This is a genomic window from Seonamhaeicola sp. NFXS20, assembly GCF_049132085.1.
GTDB lineage: Bacteria > Bacteroidota > Bacteroidia > Flavobacteriales > Flavobacteriaceae > Seonamhaeicola.
In genome coordinates, this window is the sequence record NZ_JAFMPU010000003.1 from 100222 (window position 1) to 118563 (window position 18342).

General features: G+C 32.6%; 14 protein-coding genes. 5 read left to right on the plus strand and 9 right to left on the minus strand.

Annotation, left to right across the window (positions count from 1 at the left end):
• Position 1 precedes the first annotated feature (1 nt).
• Together pckA and J1D01_RS06655 are read right to left on the minus strand one after the other, a co-directional pair.
• Positions 2-1618 (minus strand): phosphoenolpyruvate carboxykinase (ATP), encoded by a 1617-nt coding sequence (gene pckA / locus J1D01_RS06650; protein ID WP_421150264.1) that lies wholly within the window; start codon positions 1616-1618, stop codon positions 2-4.
• A 64-nt stretch (positions 1619-1682) separates the two neighbouring features.
• Entirely contained in the window at positions 1683-2078 is a 396-nt protein-coding gene (locus J1D01_RS06655; RefSeq protein ID WP_421150265.1) for a DUF423 domain-containing protein, read from the minus strand.
• 143 nt (positions 2079-2221) lie between these two features.
• Here J1D01_RS06655 and J1D01_RS06660 point away from each other — a divergent pair, with 143 nt between their 5' ends.
• Positions 2222-2692, plus strand: a complete 471-nt coding sequence (locus J1D01_RS06660) for an Lrp/AsnC family transcriptional regulator (protein ID WP_076698394.1) — start codon at positions 2222-2224, stop codon at positions 2690-2692.
• Positions 2693-2775: 83 nt separating this feature from the next.
• On the opposite strand, the gene J1D01_RS06665 is transcribed toward J1D01_RS06660, so the two are convergent.
• Complete coding sequence (locus J1D01_RS06665) at positions 2776-4320, minus strand: glycine--tRNA ligase (protein WP_421150266.1); 1545 nt, start codon at positions 4318-4320, stop codon at positions 2776-2778.
• 99 nt (positions 4321-4419) lie between these two features.
• On the opposite strand from J1D01_RS06665, the gene J1D01_RS06670 reads away from it, so the two are divergent.
• Positions 4420-5100, plus strand: coding sequence for a ComF family protein (locus tag J1D01_RS06670; RefSeq protein WP_421150267.1), 681 nt, complete (start codon positions 4420-4422; stop codon positions 5098-5100).
• Between the two features lie 55 nt (positions 5101-5155).
• Entirely contained in the window at positions 5156-6769 is a 1614-nt protein-coding gene (locus J1D01_RS06675) for an Ig-like domain-containing protein (protein ID WP_421150268.1), read from the plus strand.
• Here J1D01_RS06675 and J1D01_RS06680 read toward each other — a convergent pair.
• A complete protein-coding gene (locus tag J1D01_RS06680; RefSeq protein WP_421150269.1) occupies positions 6762-7541 on the minus strand; it encodes an amidohydrolase in 780 nt (259 codons plus the stop codon). The genes J1D01_RS06675 and J1D01_RS06680 overlap by 8 nt on opposite strands.
• A 128-nt stretch (positions 7542-7669) precedes the next feature.
• Between J1D01_RS06680 and J1D01_RS06685 the strand changes: the two genes are divergently transcribed.
• Positions 7670-9763 carry a S46 family peptidase gene (locus tag J1D01_RS06685; protein WP_421150270.1) on the plus strand — a complete coding sequence of 698 codons (2094 nt, stop codon included), beginning with the start codon at positions 7670-7672 and terminating at the stop codon, positions 9761-9763.
• A 20-nt stretch (positions 9764-9783) separates the two neighbouring features.
• Here J1D01_RS06685 and J1D01_RS06690 read toward each other — a convergent pair whose 3' ends face one another.
• The 5 genes from J1D01_RS06690 to J1D01_RS06710 form a co-directional block, all read right to left on the minus strand.
• Positions 9784-11553, minus strand: coding sequence for a MutS-related protein (locus J1D01_RS06690; RefSeq protein ID WP_421150271.1), 1770 nt, complete (start codon positions 11551-11553; stop codon positions 9784-9786).
• A gap of 76 nt (positions 11554-11629) precedes the next feature.
• Positions 11630-12322, minus strand: a complete 693-nt coding sequence (locus J1D01_RS06695; RefSeq protein ID WP_372938350.1) for a zinc metallopeptidase — start codon at positions 12320-12322, stop codon at positions 11630-11632.
• A gap of 139 nt (positions 12323-12461) precedes the next feature.
• The gene (gene ald / locus J1D01_RS06700; RefSeq protein ID WP_372938352.1) at positions 12462-13562 is read right to left on the minus strand and encodes an alanine dehydrogenase; all 1101 of its coding nucleotides are present in this window, start codon (positions 13560-13562) and stop codon (positions 12462-12464) included.
• Between the two features lie 217 nt (positions 13563-13779).
• A complete protein-coding gene (locus J1D01_RS06705) occupies positions 13780-14058 on the minus strand; it encodes a SemiSWEET family sugar transporter (RefSeq protein WP_421150272.1) in 279 nt (92 codons plus the stop codon).
• Positions 14059-14173: 115 nt separating this feature from the next.
• Positions 14174-17233 carry a leucine--tRNA ligase gene (locus J1D01_RS06710; RefSeq protein ID WP_421150273.1) on the minus strand — a complete coding sequence of 1020 codons (3060 nt, stop codon included), beginning with the start codon at positions 17231-17233 and terminating at the stop codon, positions 14174-14176.
• A 204-nt stretch (positions 17234-17437) separates the two neighbouring features.
• Here J1D01_RS06710 and J1D01_RS06715 point away from each other — a divergent pair, with 204 nt between their 5' ends.
• Positions 17438-18316 (plus strand): cell division protein FtsX, encoded by an 879-nt coding sequence (locus J1D01_RS06715; protein ID WP_372937527.1) that lies wholly within the window; start codon positions 17438-17440, stop codon positions 18314-18316.
• Positions 18317-18342: the final 26 nt, after the last annotated feature.

Sequence of the window (18342 nt, forward strand, 5' to 3'; positions counted from 1 at the left end):
TTTAAAATGCATATCGTTGCGGACCACCTCGCCTTATTTCCTCACTACAATGTGCTTCAAACTTTTTAAAATTTTCTCTAAACGCATTGGTTAATTTAAAAGCTGTTGTATAATAAGCTTCATCATCATTCCATGTAGCTCTAGGACTTAATACACTGGTAGGAACACCAGGACATGTTCTTGGTTGCGCCACACCAAAAACAGAATGGATATGGTAATCATCATAATTATACAAGCCTAAATCACCGTTTAAAACTGCATTAATCATGGCCCTTGTATATTTTAATTCCATACGCTTACCTACGCCATAGGGTCCACCTGTCCACCCCGTATTAACCAGCCAAACATTTACATTAGCTTCAATCATTTTTTTACTTAACATTTCGGCATATTTAGCCGGATGTAAAGGCATGAAAGGTGCTCCAAAACAAGCTGAGAACGAAGGCACAGGCTCTACCACTCCCGCCTCTGTTCCTGCTACTTTAGCTGTGTAACCAGAGATGAAATGATATGCTGCTTGACTTGGTGTTAGCTTTGAAATTGGAGGAATTACCCCAAAGGCATCTGCTGTTAAAAAGAAAATATTCTTAGGGTTTTTCCCTATAGAGGGTATTTGAATATTTTCAATATGATGTATTGGATAACTAACTCTTGTGTTTTGTGTAATTGATGTATCTTCAAAATTTACAACACCATTTTCATCTAAAATCACATTTTCTAGAATGGCACCTTTTTTAATTGCGTTATAAATTTCTGGTTCTTTTTCTTTTGAAAGCTTAATAACCTTTGCATAACAACCTCCTTCAAAATTAAACACTGTATTTTCATTAGTCCATCCATGCTCATCATCACCTATTAAACTTCTATTTGGGTCTGTAGATAAGGTTGTTTTACCTGTTCCTGAAAGACCAAAGAAAATAGCTGTATCGTCATCCTTTCCAACATTAGCACTACAGTGCATTGGTAAAGTATTTTTATAAACTGGAAGAATAAAATTTAAAGCAGAAAAAATACCTTTTTTTATTTCACCTGTATATCCTGTACCGCCAATAAGAGCAATTTTTTTTGAGAAATCTAAAATTGCAAAATTATGTTGGCGCGTTCCATCTTCATCTGGATTTGCTTTAAAATCAGGAGCGTTAACAACCGTCCATTCTGGATTAAAATTACTTAATTCATCAGATGTTGGCCTTAAAAACATGTTGTAAGCAAACTGGTTGCTCCACGGAAGTTCATTAATAACTCTAATACTTAACTTATAGTTATCATCTGCACAGGCATAACAATCTCTCACAAAAACTTCTTTTCCAGACAAATAATTAACTACTTTACTGTATAGTTTATCAAATTTATCAGCATCAAAAGGAATATTAATGCCCCCCCACCAAATGAGGTCTTTGGTAACATCATCTTTAACAATAAACCTGTCTTTTGGAGAGCGTCCGGTAAACTCACCTGTATTAACAGCTAAAGCTCCAGACGAAGCTTCAACTCCTAAACCTTTTTCAATAGTAATTTCATGAAGTTTTTCTGATGAAAGTTGGTAGTTTATTTTTGCGTTTTTAATACCATAACTTTCCAACGAAATCGTTTTCGTAATTTGATTGTAGTTATCCATAAATTGCTTAAAAATTTATTTAAAGCTCAAAAATAATATATTTATTTTGATATATTATTTATTTTTAATCAGTTTTTAAGGTTCTTTTTAAGAATTTAATAATTAGAACGCCCCAAGCTAAAATAAATAATAAGCCACCAATGGGTGTTATAAAGCCAATAGTTTTGAAATTAAAAGAAGTTAAACTATTTGTTGCTAAACCATAAATAGAACCTGAAAAAAACAAAATACCTACTACTACCAAATAGTAAAGTATTTTCATTGTTTTTTCAGAAAATAAAGAACTACTACCAACAAATAAAAGTAGAATAGCATGATACATTTGATATCTTACCCCAGTTTCAAAAGTATTTTGGGCTTCTGGTGTAATTAATTCTTTTAAACCATGAGCGCCAAAGGCTCCTAAAACAATTGCTATAAATCCTAAAACTGCTGCAGTTACTAATACGGTTTTCTTCATAAGGGTATTTTATGTTAATTATTTACAAAGCTAATTAACTAATTGCAACTATTTTTATATATCAGCACAATCATTTTGATATTTTTAGTTTTAATTTGAAATCAAATTATTACATTTGCCTTCTAAACAGAAACCACCACAAAATGAAAAATAAAGAAAAAACCCTTACCATAGATGGTATAGACAAAAAGATATTACGAGCGTTAATGGTAGATGCAAGAACACCTATTTTAGAAATAGCACGTAATGTGGGTATTTCTGGAGCTGCTATTCATCAACGTTTACGCAAACTTGAAAAATCTGGATTGATTACAGGTTCTAAATTTGTAATAAATCCGAGAGTTTTAGGCTATACTACTGTTGCTTTTATTGGCGTTTATTTAGATAAGGCTATACACAATCCTGAAGCAATAAAACAGCTTAAAAAAGTACCTGAAGTTTTAGAATGCCATTATACTACTGGAAACTGGAATGTATTAATTAAAATTATTTGTAAAAACAATGCACATTTAATGCACTTGTTGAATGATGAAATTCAAACTATTTCTGGAGTTTCTAGAACGGAAACTTTTATTTCTTTAGACCAGCAGATTGATAGACAAATGAAGATTTAAATTTTATAATAATAAAAACAAAAAACCGAGCTATTTTGCTCGGTTTTTTAGTTACTGAAACTAATACAGCATTGTACTTTTTATTACTTCATTTTCATTAACCAAGAACGTACATCTACTTCTTTTTTAATGATATCTCTTAAATCATCTATTTTAACGCGTTCTTGCTCCATAGAATCTCTATGACGAATAGTTACTGTATTATCTTGTAAAGTATCATGATCTACAGTAATACAGAATGGGGTTCCATTAGCATCTTGCCTACGGTAACGACGCCCCACAGCATCTTTTTCATCGTAAATTACGTTAAAATCCCATTTTAAGTCTTCAACTATTTTACGTGCAACATCTGGTAAGCCATCTTTTTTAACTAATGGCAAAACAGCTGCTTTTACAGGCGCTAAAACACTTGGTAATTTTAAAACCGTTCTTGTAGTTCCGTTTTCTAACTCCTCTTCTTGTAAAGAGTTTGAAAATACTGCTAAGAACATTCTATCTAAACCTATTGATGTTTCTAAAACATAAGGTACATAACTTTTATTTTCTTCAGGATCAAAATATTGAAGTTTTTTTCCAGAGAATTTTTCATGTTGACTTAAATCAAAATCTGTTCTAGAGTGAATACCTTCTAATTCTTTGAAGCCAAATGGAAATTTAAACTCAATATCGGCAGCAGCATCGGCGTAATGTGCTAATTTTTCATGATTATGAAAACGGTATAAATCTTCTCCCATTCCTAAACTTAAATGCCATTTTAGTCGGGTTTCTTTCCAGTGTTCATACCATTCTTTTTGAGTTCCTGGTTTTATAAAGAACTGCATTTCCATTTGTTCAAACTCACGCATTCTAAAAATAAATTGTCTTGCAACAATTTCGTTTCTAAAGGCTTTACCTGTTTGAGCAATACCAAAAGGAATTTTTAAACGGCTTGTTTTTTGTACGTTTAAAAAGTTTACAAAAATACCTTGTGCCGTTTCTGGTCTTAAATACAAATCCATGGCGTTATCAGCAGAAGCACCTAGTTTTGTTCCAAACATGAGGTTGAATTGCTTAACGTCTGTCCAATTTTTAGAACCTGTTAATGGATCTGCAATTTCTAACTCTTCAATTAATGCTTTAACATCGGCTAAATCTTCATTTTCTAAAGACTTTGCCATTCTAGATAAGATTGAATCTATCTTTTCTTGGTAACCTAAAACACGTCCGTTTGTAGAAAGAAACTCTTCTTTATTAAAAGCATCTCCAAAACGTTTAGCTGCTTTTTTAACTTCTTTTTCAATTTTCGCTTCAATTTTAGCACAATAGTCTTCAATTAAAACATCGGCTCTATAACGTTTTTTAGAATCTTTATTATCAATTAAAGGGTCGTTAAAAGCATCAACGTGTCCTGATGCTTTCCAAGTGGTAGGATGCATAAAAATAGCAGCATCAATACCAACTATATTTTCATTCATCTGCACCATGGCTTTCCACCAATAGTCGCGTATGTTTTTCTTTAATTCTGCACCGTTTTGCGCATAGTCATACACTGCGCTTAAACCGTCATATATTTCACTGCTTTGAAATACATAACCGTATTCTTTTGCATGCGAAATAACCTTCTTAAATTTATCGTCTTGATTTGCCATAGGTGCAAAAATATAAAACCCCTTGAAACTAATAACTATAAGCATTAAAATTTAAGTTAAATTTGATATATTTCAGTTTAAGTTTACCGCTATTAACAAATGCTTAAACCATTATTAAATCTGTTTTTTCCAAAAGTGTGTTACGCATGCCATAATTTACTAGGCGATAATGAAGACACTATTTGTATTGATTGCCGACATAATTTACCTATTACTAATTTTCATTTTGAAGGCAATGACTCTATAAAAAAAGTGTTGTATGGACGTGCGCAGATTGAAAACGGAACAGCACTTTTTAGGTTTGAAAAAAAAGAATCTGTGCAAAGGCTTATTCACGGACTAAAATATAAAGGTTACCAAAATATTGGAACTACACTTGGTGGTTGGTTAGGAGGTGAATTAAAGGAGGTTAAAGCATATCAAAATATTGATATTGTAATTCCTGTACCATTACACAAAAAGAAATTACGCAAAAGAGGCTACAATCAGGTAGCTAAATTTGGACAAGAAATTGCATTAGCTTTAAATGCAGAATACATAGACAATGTTTTAGTTAAAATAACAAATACCAAATCTCAAACCAAAAAAGGACGTTTTGCACGATGGACAGACAGCACTGAACTTTTTACTTTAAAAAACATGAACCTTATTGAACACAAACACATCTTACTTGTAGATGATATTATAACCACCGGAGCCACTATAGAAGCTTGTACTACAGCATTAAAACAGGCAAAAAACGTTAAAATTAGTGTTGCTACTATGGCAATAGTACCTTAAGTAGCACGTTATATCTCTAAAATTATGTAGGTTTGTGCAAAATTTAAAATTGGTAATGACTAAAACCCTTTCAAATTTTATTTTAATACTTTTTTTAAGCGTAGCTTTTATAAACTGTGCCAACCGTGGTACACCCGAAGGTGGCCCTAAAGATGAAACCCCACCGGTAATTGTAAAATCGGTTCCTGAGAATTTTTCAACCAATTTTGACGAAGATGAAATTAAAATTTATTTTGATGAGTACATTAAAATAAAAGATTTACAGAAACAGCTCATCATTTCGCCCCCTATGAAAACCCAACCAGTGATAAAACCTTTTAGTAGTGCTAGTAAATTTATTACTATTAAAATTTCTGACACACTATTACCTAATACCACCTATGCTTTTAACTTTGGCAATAGTATTACTGATAACAATGAAGGAAACCCTTACCCTTTTTATAGGTATGTGTTTTCTACAGGCGATTATATTGACTCTTTAAAAGTAACAGGAAAAATTATTGACGCCTTTAATAAAGAACCCGAAACTTTTGTTAACGTTGCACTTTACGAAGTAGATTCTACATACTCAGATTCTATTGTTTATAAAGAAACTCCTAAATACATTACCAATACGCTTGATAGTCTTACCACATTTTCTATTGAAAATGTAAAAGCAGGAAAATATATGCTTATGGCGTTAAAAGACAATAATGGTGATAATAAATTTCAACAAAAAACAGATCAAATTGCGTTTCATAAAAATTTTATTGAAGTTCCAACAGATTCATCTTATATTTTAAAATTGTTTAAAGAAACGCCCGATTTTAGAGCTAATAAACCTAGATTATTTTCTGGTGAAAAAATTGCTTTTGGGTTTGAAGGCGATTATACAAATATGAAAATTGATATTCTTTCTGAAGTTCCTGAAGAATTTAGTTATAGAATTACAAAAGACGAAAAAGCAGACACCCTGTACTACTGGTACACCCCAAGATTAGAAGTAGATTCTTTAGTTTTTAAAGTTTCTAACAAAAACTATGAAAAAGAGTTTACAGCCAAAATTAGCGAACAAAAACGAGATTCATTAACTTTAAAATCGTCTATTTCAGGAACTGTTGGTATTGACGAGCCTTTTAAAATTATTGGCAGTACACCTTTTGCTTCTTTTGATGATTCTAAAGTTTCTCTTATAGATAAAGACTCTACAAATGTTGATTTCTCTACTACTTTTGACACCCTAAACAACGCATACATTTTCAATTTTAAAAAAAATTATGAAAACAAATATGCCATGAAAATTTTACCAGAGGCTTTTACAGACATTTTTAACAACGTTCAAACAGACACCTTATCATATGCTTTAAGTACTAAAAAAGAATCTGACTATGGTTTTGCACGCTTTACTTTGGTGAATGCTAAATACCCTCTTATTATTCAATTAACCGATGATAAAGGCGAGGTGAAATATGAACAATACGCCACTAAAGAAGGGCAAATAGATTTTCAAAATTTAACACCAGGCAAGTACAACATTAGAGCTATTCATGATGCCAATGGTAATAAGAAATATGATACAGGTAATTACTTAAAGAGAATTCAACCCGAGCATGTAAGCCATTTTATTTTTGATAATAATGAACAAATAAGAGCCAATTGGGGAAGTATTCAAACCCTTAATTTTAAGTAAACATAAAGTCATCTCTATCATTTAAAAACTTTAGAGCATTTCGGTACTTTTCTATATGTTGCTTTTTTAAAGTAACTATTTCAATTTGCTCTTTACTAGGTTTTACAGAGGTTATTGGGTTCCCTAAAACATCATAAACTGCAGAGTGACCGCTATATTCAATATCAATACCATCTACACCTACTCTATTAACACCAATACAATAGCTCATGTTTTCAATAGCTCTAGCTTTTAACAAGGCATCCCAAGCGTTTACTCTGGCTTTTGGCCAATTGGCAACATACAATAACACATCATAATTTACGGTATTTCTAGCCCAAACCGGAAAGCGTAAATCATAACAAATTAACGGGCATATGTTCCAACCTTTATAATTTATAATTATTCTTTCACTACCGCTTGTGTATATTTTATTTTCACTAGCTAACGTGAAAGTATGTTTTTTATCATAGGCAGTAACTTGTCCAGAGGCTTCAACAAACAACAATCTGTTATAAAATTTACCATTTTCAACAATTATTACACTTCCTGTAATGGCAGAATTATATTTTGAAGCTATTTGCTTCATCCATACAACAGTATCACCTTGCATAGTTTCAGCAACACTTTTAGCATTCATGGTAAAACCGGTTGTAAACATTTCGGGTAGTATAATAAGGTCTACTTGTTCTGAAATAGACGCTATTTTTTCAGCAAAATTAGTTCGGTTTTGTTCTGGGTTTTCCCAAACCAAATCAGATTGGAATAATGCTACTTTTAAATGTTCTTGCATGCTTTAATGGTGTTTAAAATATATGCTACTTGTTTAGTATTGTTTTTATTAGACTCTATTAAAGTAACAAAAATTTACGTTTTAATTAATCCCTTTTTTATCTTTGGTAACTTTAAACACTTCGCATTATGAAACTCTTTAAATTTCTTTTACTATTTGTATTTTTTCAAGTAACTGCTCAACAAGGTGGTATGTGGATTCCTTCTCTTTTAGAAGGCATGAACGAAACCGAAATGCGAGCTCTAGGCAGCAAACTCACAGCTAAAGATATTTATGATGTTAACAACTCTAGCTTAAAAGATGCCATTGGGCATTTTAATGGCGGTTGTACTAGCGAAGTTATTTCACCAAAAGGACTGGTTCTTACCAATCATCATTGCGGATTTTCTCAAATTCAATCCCATTCTTCTTTAGAAAATGATTATTTAAAAAACGGGTTTTGGGCTATGAGTTTAGAAGAAGAATTGCCTAACAACGGACTGTTTATTGAGTTTATAGTAAGAATTGAAGACGTAACATCTCAGATTTTATCTGGAATTTCTGATGATATGACCGAGGTAGAAAAGCAGTCTTTAATTGATAAAAACAGCAACTCACTACAAAAAAATGTTGAAAAAGAACCATGGCAAGACACCAAAGTAAAATCGTTTTACAAAGGCAATCAGTATTTCTTATTTGTAACAGAACGTTTTGAAGATATTAGATTAGTAGGCGCTCCACCAACAAGTATTGGTAAATTTGGAAGCGACACCGATAATTGGGTTTTCCCGAGACATACCGGCGATTTTTCATTATTCAGAATTTATGCCGATAAAAATAATCGTCCAGCAAAATACAGTAAAGACAATGTACCTTACAAACCTAAACACTTTTTACCCATTTCTTTAGATGGTGTAGAAGAAGGTGACTTTACCATGGTTTTTGGGTTTCCGGGAACTACAGACGAGTATTTGCCTGCGGTAGCTATTGAACACATTACAAAAAACTTTAACCCAAGCAACATTGCTATTAGAGAAGCAGCTCTAAAAGTAATTGATGCTAAAATGAAAGTGAATGATGATATTAGAATTAAATACGCATCAAAACAAGCAAGAATAGCTAATGCCTGGAAAAAGTGGATTGGTCAGAATTCTGGTCTTAAAAAAAGTAACGCTATTGGTCTAAGAAAAGCTTTTGAGGCTAAATTTATCAAAGCATATAAAGAACAAGGTTTAGAAGATAAATACAGTCATATTCTTCCAGAATTTGATAAACTTTATAAAGATTTTGCTAATGTTGATGTTAAGCGAAGAAATTTTATAGAGGTATTTTTAGTAACAAATGAATTGATGAAAATGGTTTTTAGAACCTATCAATTTGAGCAAACCATCAAAAGTAATCCTGACGCTTTAGACAAAGCAAAAAACTACATTATCAATACCATAAAAGGCATTCATAAAAATTACGATGTTACTGTTGATAAAGGTGTTTTTGAAAGTGTTATGCCAATGTACACCCAAAATGCAGATGCCACTATTTATAACAAAACTGCATTTACCAATTTAAAAACCGCAGTAGCATTATTTGAAGGCTCAAAAGAGGAAATCATAACAGCTATTAATAACGATGCTGCTTACAAATACGCAAAACCCATTATTGAAGCGTTTTATAATGTTATTAACAAAGAGTATGAAACAAAAAACCTTGCTATTTCAGCTTTACAAAAAGAGTACATGACAGCGCTAATAAAAGTATTACCAAACGAGCGTTATTTTCCTGATGCTAATGGCACACTAAGAGTAACGTACGGGCAAGTTAGAGGCTATTCGCCTAGAGATGCTGTTTACTACAATGCCATTAGCTATTTAGACGGTGTTATTGAAAAATATGTTCCAGGAGATTATGAATTTGATGTCCCAGAAAAATTACTAGAACTCTACAACAATAAAGATTACGGCCCTTACGCAGATAAAAATGGAAAAGTCCCTGTTTGTTTTTTAGGAACCAACCATACCACCGGCGGTAACTCTGGAAGTCCAACCATTGATGCGCATGGTAATTTAATTGGTTTAAATTTTGACAGAGTTTGGGAAGGTACCATGAGTGACATTTACTACGACCCCGAAATATGCAGAAACATTATGGTAGATTTACGTTATGTTCTTTTTATTATTGATAAATACGCTGGTGCCACACATTTAATTGATGAAATGACATTGGTACACCCTAAAAGCAGCAACTAAATAATTTACAGATTATTATTTTACACAATATTCATTTTTTTTAACAGAAATGAAGCATTCATATTTTGGCAAACACCTTGTTTTAATTTATAATCAAAGTGAAGTTCATCATTAATAATTTCGGCATCAAAATAGCAGTTTTTTACAGCTTCTAATTCGTTTTCAATTTCACACAAACTCAAATCATGTGTAGCAATAATTCCTGTAGCGTTTAATGCCACTAACTTTTCAACAAATTTTTTAGAGCCAATAGCTTTATCGGTACTATTGGTTCCTTTCAATATTTCATCTAAAACAATAAAATAGGGTTCCTTAGAAATGGTGTCAACTATAAATTTAAGACGTGTTAATTCTGAAAAGAAATAAGAACTTTCATCTGTTAACGAGTCTGATGTTCGCATACTGGTTATTAGTTTTACAGGCGAGTATTTACTTGACTTAGCACATACTGGCAACCCTATATTTGCCATAACAATATGTAAAGATACTGTACGCAAAAACGTGCTTTTACCAGCCATATTTGCACCTGTAACAATAAAAAATTGTTTATCATCAATGATTAAATCACTATCAACTCGTTTTGTTTTATCTAAAAGCGGATGCCCTAATTTTTCAGCTTTTATAACAACATCATTATTTAAGATTTCTGGATAAATAAACTGCGGATGATTGTAGGCATAATTTCCTAAAGAGTTATAGGCATCAAAAAAAGATACTACTTTAAACCAATCTTCTACTTTATTAGCGTATTGCTTAATCCATTTTTCTATACGATAAGCATTCTTTATATCAGTTAAAAAATAGCCATTACCAAAAATTGCACCTATTATATTATTTCTGTTATCCAAGGCATCCAAAGCTCTGGAAAGTTCTTTAAAAATAACGGAAGCATCTTTGTTTTCAGACTTTATTTGTTTTTGTTTTTGTTGCAGTAATTCTGAAGCAAAATTTTCTTCTTCTATTAACTTTAATAATTGTGCGTATTGCCTAAAAGTATCTTTAACTTTATCTACGTGTATTGAAAGTGAGTTTATTTTTTTTACATATAACCCAGTTATTATTAAACCAACAAATAACCAATAACCAATAAAGGCAACATCTATTAAACTCAGCAACGTTAAACCCAATAAAACAAGAGTTGACACTGTAAAAGCTATTGGAAACCAACGCATTATAGAAGGCAGAAAAAGTTTATAATTTTTTAACCAGTTAACAATGTCTTTAGCAGGTGTTTCTACATGAACCAAACTTGAAGTTGCCGAATAATATTGACGCCATTTTGGTTTAGAACTAAGTTCTTTTATAGCGTCTTGCCTTAAAGGGATACTCTTAATATTATTAGCTTTTAATAGAGCCGCTAGGGTTTGGGTGCCTTCACTTATATTGGTTCTATTTATATATTGAAAGAATGAACCACGACCAAACAAATCAATATCTAAACTGTAAAAATGAGCTAGGTCTTGAAATTGAAGTCCGCTATCTCTTTCGTAAAAATCTCCTGATGCTACTTTTAATTCGTCTTTATTAATATTAATTAAAGCTTCATTAAAGGCTTTTTCTTGTTTAACATCGGTATGTTTAGACAATAGTTTTACAAACGCTACTATTCCAATAATTGCTATTGAAATTGCTAATTGCCAAATATTAAACATTAAGTAAACGCCAACACCTGTTAGTAGAAATACTAGCAAACGTAAAAGACTTAAAGTAGTCATTTTTTTATAACACGCTTTTGCTTTGGTTTGATAGACTTCTAAATGTTTTTTATAATATTCTATAGGGTGATTCATTTCATTAAAAAATTCATTAAAGAAACAAAAAAGCCCTGAAAAATCAGAGCTTTTTATAAGTTATAATTTAAAAACATTAGTCTCTACCAAAAACTTGTAGTGCCCAATATAATAAGTTTGCTAACGCACCTATGGCGGCTACTAAATACGTTCTTGCTGCCCATTTAAGGGCATCTTTAGAACCTTTATATTCTTCTGGAGTTACCATATTTTTATTTTTTAACCAAGCTAATGCACGGTTACTAGCATCGTACTCTACAGGTAATGTTATAAAGCTAAATAAAGTGGCAGCCCCCATCATAACTAAACCAGCAACAGCAACCCACCAGCCTAAACCTAAACCAGCAGCCCCACCAAGAATAAGACCACCAATTATTAACCATTGAGACATGCCAGAAGTTACACTAACTACAGGCACTAATGTTGAACGCATTTGTAACCAACTGTAAGCTTTTGCATGTTGTACCGCATGCCCGCATTCATGTGCTGCTACTGCCGCTGCCGCTGCATTTCGTTCATGGTAAACCGCTTCACTTAAATTAACGGTTTTATTTTTTGGATTGTAATGATCTGTTAATCTTCCTGGTGTTGAAATAACTTCAACATCATAAATACCATGGTCTGCTAGCATTTTTTGTGCTATTTCTGCACCACTCATACCGTTACGTAATTGCGTTTTAGAATACTTTTCAAACTTTCGTTTTAAAGTGTTACTTACTGCCCAACTTACTAAGGCAATTGCTCCTATTAATATATAATATCCAATCATAATTTCTTTTTTTAGTTTATGGTAAATATAGCAATAATTACACCAATTTTTTAAAATGTAATTTTGTCAGATACAAAAAAAGACCCTGATAAACATATAGTCTAACAGGATCTATTTACTATTATTCTTAAAACTAAGTTTAAGCCATTTCGCATTCTAAATCAAATGCTTCTGCTATTTCTTTATAAACTATTTTTCCGTTTACAATATTAAGTCCTTTTGCAAGCGATTTATTTTTCTTGGTAGCTTTTTTCCAGCCCATATCTGCTAACTTAATTACATATGGTAAAGTAACATTTGTTAATCCCATAGTTGAAGTATAAGGTACTGCCCCAGGCATATTAGCTACAGAGTAATGTACAACCTCATCAATAATATAAGTAGGGTCTTGGTGGGTAGTTGGTTTTGTAGTTTCAAAACATCCACCTTGATCTACTGCCACATCTACCATAACAGTTCCTGGACGCATGTCTTTAAGCATATCTCTAGTAATCAATTTTGGTGCTTTGGCGCCTTTTATTAACACACCTCCAATAATTAAATCAGAATCTTTAATGTGTTTTCTAATATTATATTCACTAGAAAATTCACTAATAACGTTGTTTGGCATAGTTTCACTAACATGACGCAATGCCTTCATATTTATATCTAGAATAAACACATTGGCACCTAAACCAGAAGCCATACGTGCCGCTTGAACCCCCACTACTCCGGCTCCTAAAATTAATACTTTTGCAGGTGGTACTCCAGGTATTCCTCCTAATAAAATACCACGTCCTTTAATAGGTTTTTCTAAATATTTAGCACCTTGTTGAATAGACATTCTTCCTGCAACCTCAGACATTGGTATTAATAATGGTAGAGAACCATCTTCATCTTCAACAGTTTCATAAGCTATACAAATTGCTTTACTATCAATCATAGCTCTAGTAAGTGTTTCACTAGATGCAAAATGAAAATAAGTAAATACCACTTGGTCTTCCTTAATTAAACTATACTCTTTTTCAATAGGTTCTTTAACCTTTACAATCATTTCGGCTACATTGTAGATTTCTTCAATAGTATCTAATATTGTAGCGCCTGCATTTATATAATCTTCGTCTAAAAATCCACTATTATATCCTGCATTTTTTTGAATGTAAACAGAATGATTTCTTTTAGTAAGTTCAAAAACACCAGATGGCGTCATGCCAACTCTATTTTCGTTGTTTTTGATTTCAATAGGAACACCAATTTTCATAAGCGGTAATAAATTTTAAGTTATTGATTAAAAACGGTAACAAATTTAAAATAATAGATTGAAAATTAATTCTAAAAAAACTTATTTTTTAAAAATTCAATAACAAATTTAACATATAGTTATGAATTAAATAAAATACATCAATTTAATAGGATTTTGTTACGTTTTCTGCAAATAAGACGTAAATACGTGTAAAAACCCTTAGTTTAAAAGAAGATTATTGACGCTTACCATACTTTATTTTGAAATAAAGCAGTAAAAATGAAGACATAATAGTAATGGTATTAGCCAAAATCATGGAAAGACTTTTTTCTAAAATACCATATACTAACCAAAATACAATACCAATAAAAAAGATAAGCAACATAGGAAGTGATAATGCCGACACATCTTTAGTTTTCCAAGTTTTATAAACTTGAGGTAAAAAAGCCGATGTAGTTAAAACAGCGGCTGTTAAACCTATTATTTCTATGTAATCTATATTGAATACTTGCATAATCCCTCTAAGATATCGGTGTTATTCTGAAACCTCTAGGTAGGAACAATCTTTACAATGTGGAATACCTATTATGATTGAAATCCTTACGATGCTCTCCTTAGAACGATGTTTTTTAACCTACAATATTCACAATTTTACCAGGTACCACAATTACTTTTTTAGGCGTTCTGCCCGCTAATTGTTCTTGTGTTTTTTCATGTGCCATTACCGCTTTTTCTATGTCTTCTTTACTCATATCTAAAGGTAACTCCATAGTAAAACGCATTTTACCATTAAACGAAATAGGATATACTTTGCTGCTTTCTATTAAATGGCTTTCATCAAACTTAGGAAATGGCGCTGTGGCAATAGATGGCGCATTACCTAAAGCTTCCCAAAGTTCTTCTGCAATATGAGGTGCATATGGCGAAATTAACACTAATAAGGGTTCTAAAATGTCTTTTGAAGTACATTTTTGCTGCGTTAGCTCATTTACCGCAATCATAAAGGTAGAAACAGAGGTGTTAAAAGAGAAATTCTCTATATCTTCTTCTACTTTTTTAATGGTTTTATGTAGCGTTTTAAGGTTGTCTTTGGTTGGTTTTGCATTGGTAACTTTTAGTCCGTTGTCATTAAAATACAGTTTCCAAAGTTTTTTTAAGAAACCGTGAACACCGGTAATACCAGCCGTATTCCAAGGTTTGTATTGCTCTAACGGGCCTAAAAACATTTCGTAAAGACGTAAACTATCGGCGCCATAATCTACACAAATTTGGTCTGGGTTAACCACGTTGTATTTTGATTTGGACATTTTTTCTACGTCGCGGCCAACAACATATTTACATGATTCATCTAACACGTCTTCTGTAGAATCTACAACAAAACCATCCTCCAATATAAAAATTGGATTAATTTCTTTATTAAAATCATGAGCACAATAAGACTCTAAATTTAATTCGTCTGATGAATTAACCAAATTAACATCAACATGTAAAGGAACACACCTTCTGAAATTAACTCTAAAACTTGCTAATTCAATATCTGATTGATTATCCAAAAATTTAGAATTAATTTCCTTTAATAATAAATCTCTTATTGAATTATATTTACTTTCATATTCCTCTGAATTTTTCAATAAATCAACTTCAGATTTGGATACTAAAATTGGACGATTTGCTATGTATTTTAAAATATGTTCTGCACTAGCCCCATTATTCACACCAAAAGCAGCCTTTACATCAACCCTATAAACAAACGCACTAGTCCCTAAAATCATGCCTTGATTAATCAGTTTTTTAGCAAACTCATCATGGTTTACATAGCCTTTATCGAACATGAATTTTTGCCAAAAACGCGAATACAGTAAGTGCCCAGTGGCATGCTCAGAACCGCCAATGTATAAATCTACTTGTTGCCAATAATTAATAGCTTCTTTAGAGAAGATAGCTTCATCATTTTGTGGATCCATGTAGCGGTTAAAATACTGCGAGCTTCCTGCCCACCCTGGCATGGTATTTAATTCTAATGGAAAAACGGTTTTGTTATCAATCTTTTCGTTTTCTACCACTTCGTTTTTCTCGGTATCCCAAGCCCATTTGGTGGCGTTTCCTAATGGTGGTTCACCGGTTTCGGTTGGTAAATATTTTTCAACTTCGGGTAATTCAATAGGTAAATATTTGGCATCTATCATTTGTGGCAAACCATTTACATAATATACAGGAAATGGTTCTCCCCAATAACGTTGGCGGCTAAACACCGCATCGCGCAAGCGGTAATTTGTTTTTCCTTGGCCTTTACCCATTTGCTCCAACTCGTAAATAACTCGTTTGCTAGCTTTTTTATAGTTCATGCCGTTTATAAAATCGCTATTTGCAATAATGGTATTGTCTTTATCGGCAAAGGCTTGTTCTGAAACATCTACGCCTTTAAAAATATTTGGAATAGGAATATTGAAATGCTTTGCAAAATCATAATCTCGTTGATCACCACAAGGCACAGACATTACCGCTCCCGTACCGTAGCCTGCCAATACATAATCTCCAATCCAAATTGGAATAGGTTCTTTAGTAAACGGATGTTCTGCGTACGCTCCTGTAAAAGCTCCTGTAATGGTTTTAACATCTGCCATTCTATCGCGCTCGCTACGTTTTGCAGTGGCTTCAACATAGGCTTCAACCTCGGCTTTTTGTTCTGGTGTAGTTATTTTAGAAACTAACTCGTGTTCTGGCGCAAGTGTCATAAAACTAACACCGAAAATGGTATCGGGACGGGTAGTGAATACTTCTATGGTATGAGATTGCTTCGTTTCACTCGCAATGACGTTAAAAGTTACCGAGGCACCAACCGATTTACCAATCCAGTTACGCTGACTTTCCTTTAAAGAATCGGTCCAATCTACGGTATCTAAACCTTGAAGCAAACGTTCTGCGTAAGCAGAAATACGCATACTCCATTGGGTCATTTTTTTTCTTATTACGGGGTGGCCACCACGTTCTGATACACCATTAACAATTTCATCATTTGCCAATACAGTTCCTAAAGCAGGGCACCAATTCACTTCGGTTTCGGCTAAATACGTTAAGCGGTATTGCAATAAAATTTCTTGTTGTTTTTCAGAAGAAAAGCTATTCCAATCTGCTGCTGTAAAACTTTCTACATCATCATCGCAAGCAGCGTTTACATTGGCATTTCCTTCAGCTTCAAATATTTTAATTAATGCTGAAATGTCTTCGGCTTTATTTGTTTTGTAGTTATACCATGAATTAAACAGTTGAATAAAAATCCATTGTGTCCATTTATAATACTTTGGATCTGATGTTCTTACTTCTCGAGACCAATCGAACGAAAAGCCAATTTGATCTAACTGACGACGATAGGTTTTAATATTTTCGGCAGTAGTAATGGCAGGATGTTGCCCTGTTTGAATGGCATATTGTTCTGCAGGTAGGCCAAAAGAATCATACCCTTGCGGATGTAATACATTAAAACCTTTGTGACGTTTGTATCGTGCATAAATATCAGACGCAATATACCCTAGCGGATGCCCAACATGAAGTCCTGCGCCACTTGGATAAGGGAACATATCTAACACATAATACTTGGGTTTGTTGCTATTGTTTTCGGCTTTAAAGGTTTGGTTTTCTGCCCAATATTTTTGCCATTTGGCTTCTATTTCGTTGAAATTGTAATTCATGATGCTTCTTAAAATATTAACGCCATTGCGAACAAAGTGAAACAATCTGTTAAATAAAAAGATTACTTCGTAGTTTCTCTCCTCGTAATGACGGCTTCAAGGGCACAAATTTAAACTTATTATAAGACTATTGAAAGTTAAACGTTGTAATAGTTAAGGAATCAAGATTTCTTTTATATTTTTACTGCATTAATCCAACATTATATGAGCTCATACTTTGAAAAACAGCAAAAACGCCGACTTATCTCTTCTTATTTTTCTGTAGTTTTAAGTATTTCCTTGGTGCTTTTTTTACTGGGATTATTGGGTATTATACTCATTAATGCAAAAAAAGTGTCTGACCATTTTAAAGAACAGGTAGTTGTTACTATTTACTTAAAGGAAAATGCTAAAGACATAGAAATTAAGCAGCTTGAAAAAAGTTTGGCAATGAGTGATTACGTAAAATCTACCGAATATGTAAGCAAAGAACAAGCTGCCGAATTTATGAAAGCTGAAACTGGTGAAGATTTTATGGATTTTGTGGGTTACAATCCGTTACAAAACTCTATTGACGTTTACCTAAAAGCAGATTATGTAACCTCTGAACATTTAGAAACCGTATCTGCCGAAGCTTTAAACAAAAAGTTTGTTGATGAAGTGAGTTATGATAATGACTTGGTAAACTTAATGAACGACAACGTAAAAAAAATTAGTTTTTGGGTGTTGGTAATTAGTGCCCTTTTTACTGTAATAGCTGTATTGCTTATTAATAGCTCATTACGTTTATCTGTTTACTCTAAACGTTTTACCATAAAAACCATGCAAATGGTTGGGGCTACCAAACAATTTATACGCAGACCATTTATTTGGAAAAGCATACGCTTAGGTATTATTGGTGCCACATTAGCCTTAATAGGAATGGCTGTTGTTTTTTATTATTTAAACCAAACTTTTCCAGAATTAGAATTATTAGCAAACCCTATTCTTGTTGTTTTACTTTTTGTTTTTGTTTTTGGTCTAGGTATTATAATTACATGGATAAGTACCCACTTTGCTACCCAACGTTTCTTGAATTTAAGAACCGATGAACTTTATTACTAGCTCTAATTTAAAATAGCATTAACACT

Coding starts and splice junctions, on each gene's coding strand:
- J1D01_RS06690 (WP_421150271.1), bottom strand. CDS start 11,553: ATGAATCACCCTATAGAATATTATAAAAAACATTTAGAAGTCTATCAA.
- pckA (WP_421150264.1), bottom strand. CDS start 1,618: ATGGATAACTACAATCAAATTACGAAAACGATTTCGTTGGAAAGTTAT.
- J1D01_RS06715 (WP_372937527.1), top strand. CDS start 17,438: ATGAGCTCATACTTTGAAAAACAGCAAAAACGCCGACTTATCTCTTCT.
- J1D01_RS06665 (WP_421150266.1), bottom strand. CDS start 4,320: ATGGCAAATCAAGACGATAAATTTAAGAAGGTTATTTCGCATGCAAAA.
- J1D01_RS06710 (WP_421150273.1), bottom strand. CDS start 17,233: ATGAATTACAATTTCAACGAAATAGAAGCCAAATGGCAAAAATATTGG.
- J1D01_RS06655 (WP_421150265.1), bottom strand. CDS start 2,078: ATGAAGAAAACCGTATTAGTAACTGCAGCAGTTTTAGGATTTATAGCA.
- J1D01_RS06675 (WP_421150268.1), top strand. CDS start 5,156: ATGACTAAAACCCTTTCAAATTTTATTTTAATACTTTTTTTAAGCGTA.
- J1D01_RS06670 (WP_421150267.1), top strand. CDS start 4,420: ATGCTTAAACCATTATTAAATCTGTTTTTTCCAAAAGTGTGTTACGCA.
- J1D01_RS06705 (WP_421150272.1), bottom strand. CDS start 14,058: ATGCAAGTATTCAATATAGATTACATAGAAATAATAGGTTTAACAGCC.
- J1D01_RS06680 (WP_421150269.1), bottom strand. CDS start 7,541: ATGCAAGAACATTTAAAAGTAGCATTATTCCAATCTGATTTGGTTTGG.
- J1D01_RS06695 (WP_372938350.1), bottom strand. CDS start 12,322: ATGATTGGATATTATATATTAATAGGAGCAATTGCCTTAGTAAGTTGG.
- J1D01_RS06685 (WP_421150270.1), top strand. CDS start 7,670: ATGAAACTCTTTAAATTTCTTTTACTATTTGTATTTTTTCAAGTAACT.
- J1D01_RS06660 (WP_076698394.1), top strand. CDS start 2,222: ATGAAAAATAAAGAAAAAACCCTTACCATAGATGGTATAGACAAAAAG.
- ald (WP_372938352.1), bottom strand. CDS start 13,562: ATGAAAATTGGTGTTCCTATTGAAATCAAAAACAACGAAAATAGAGTT.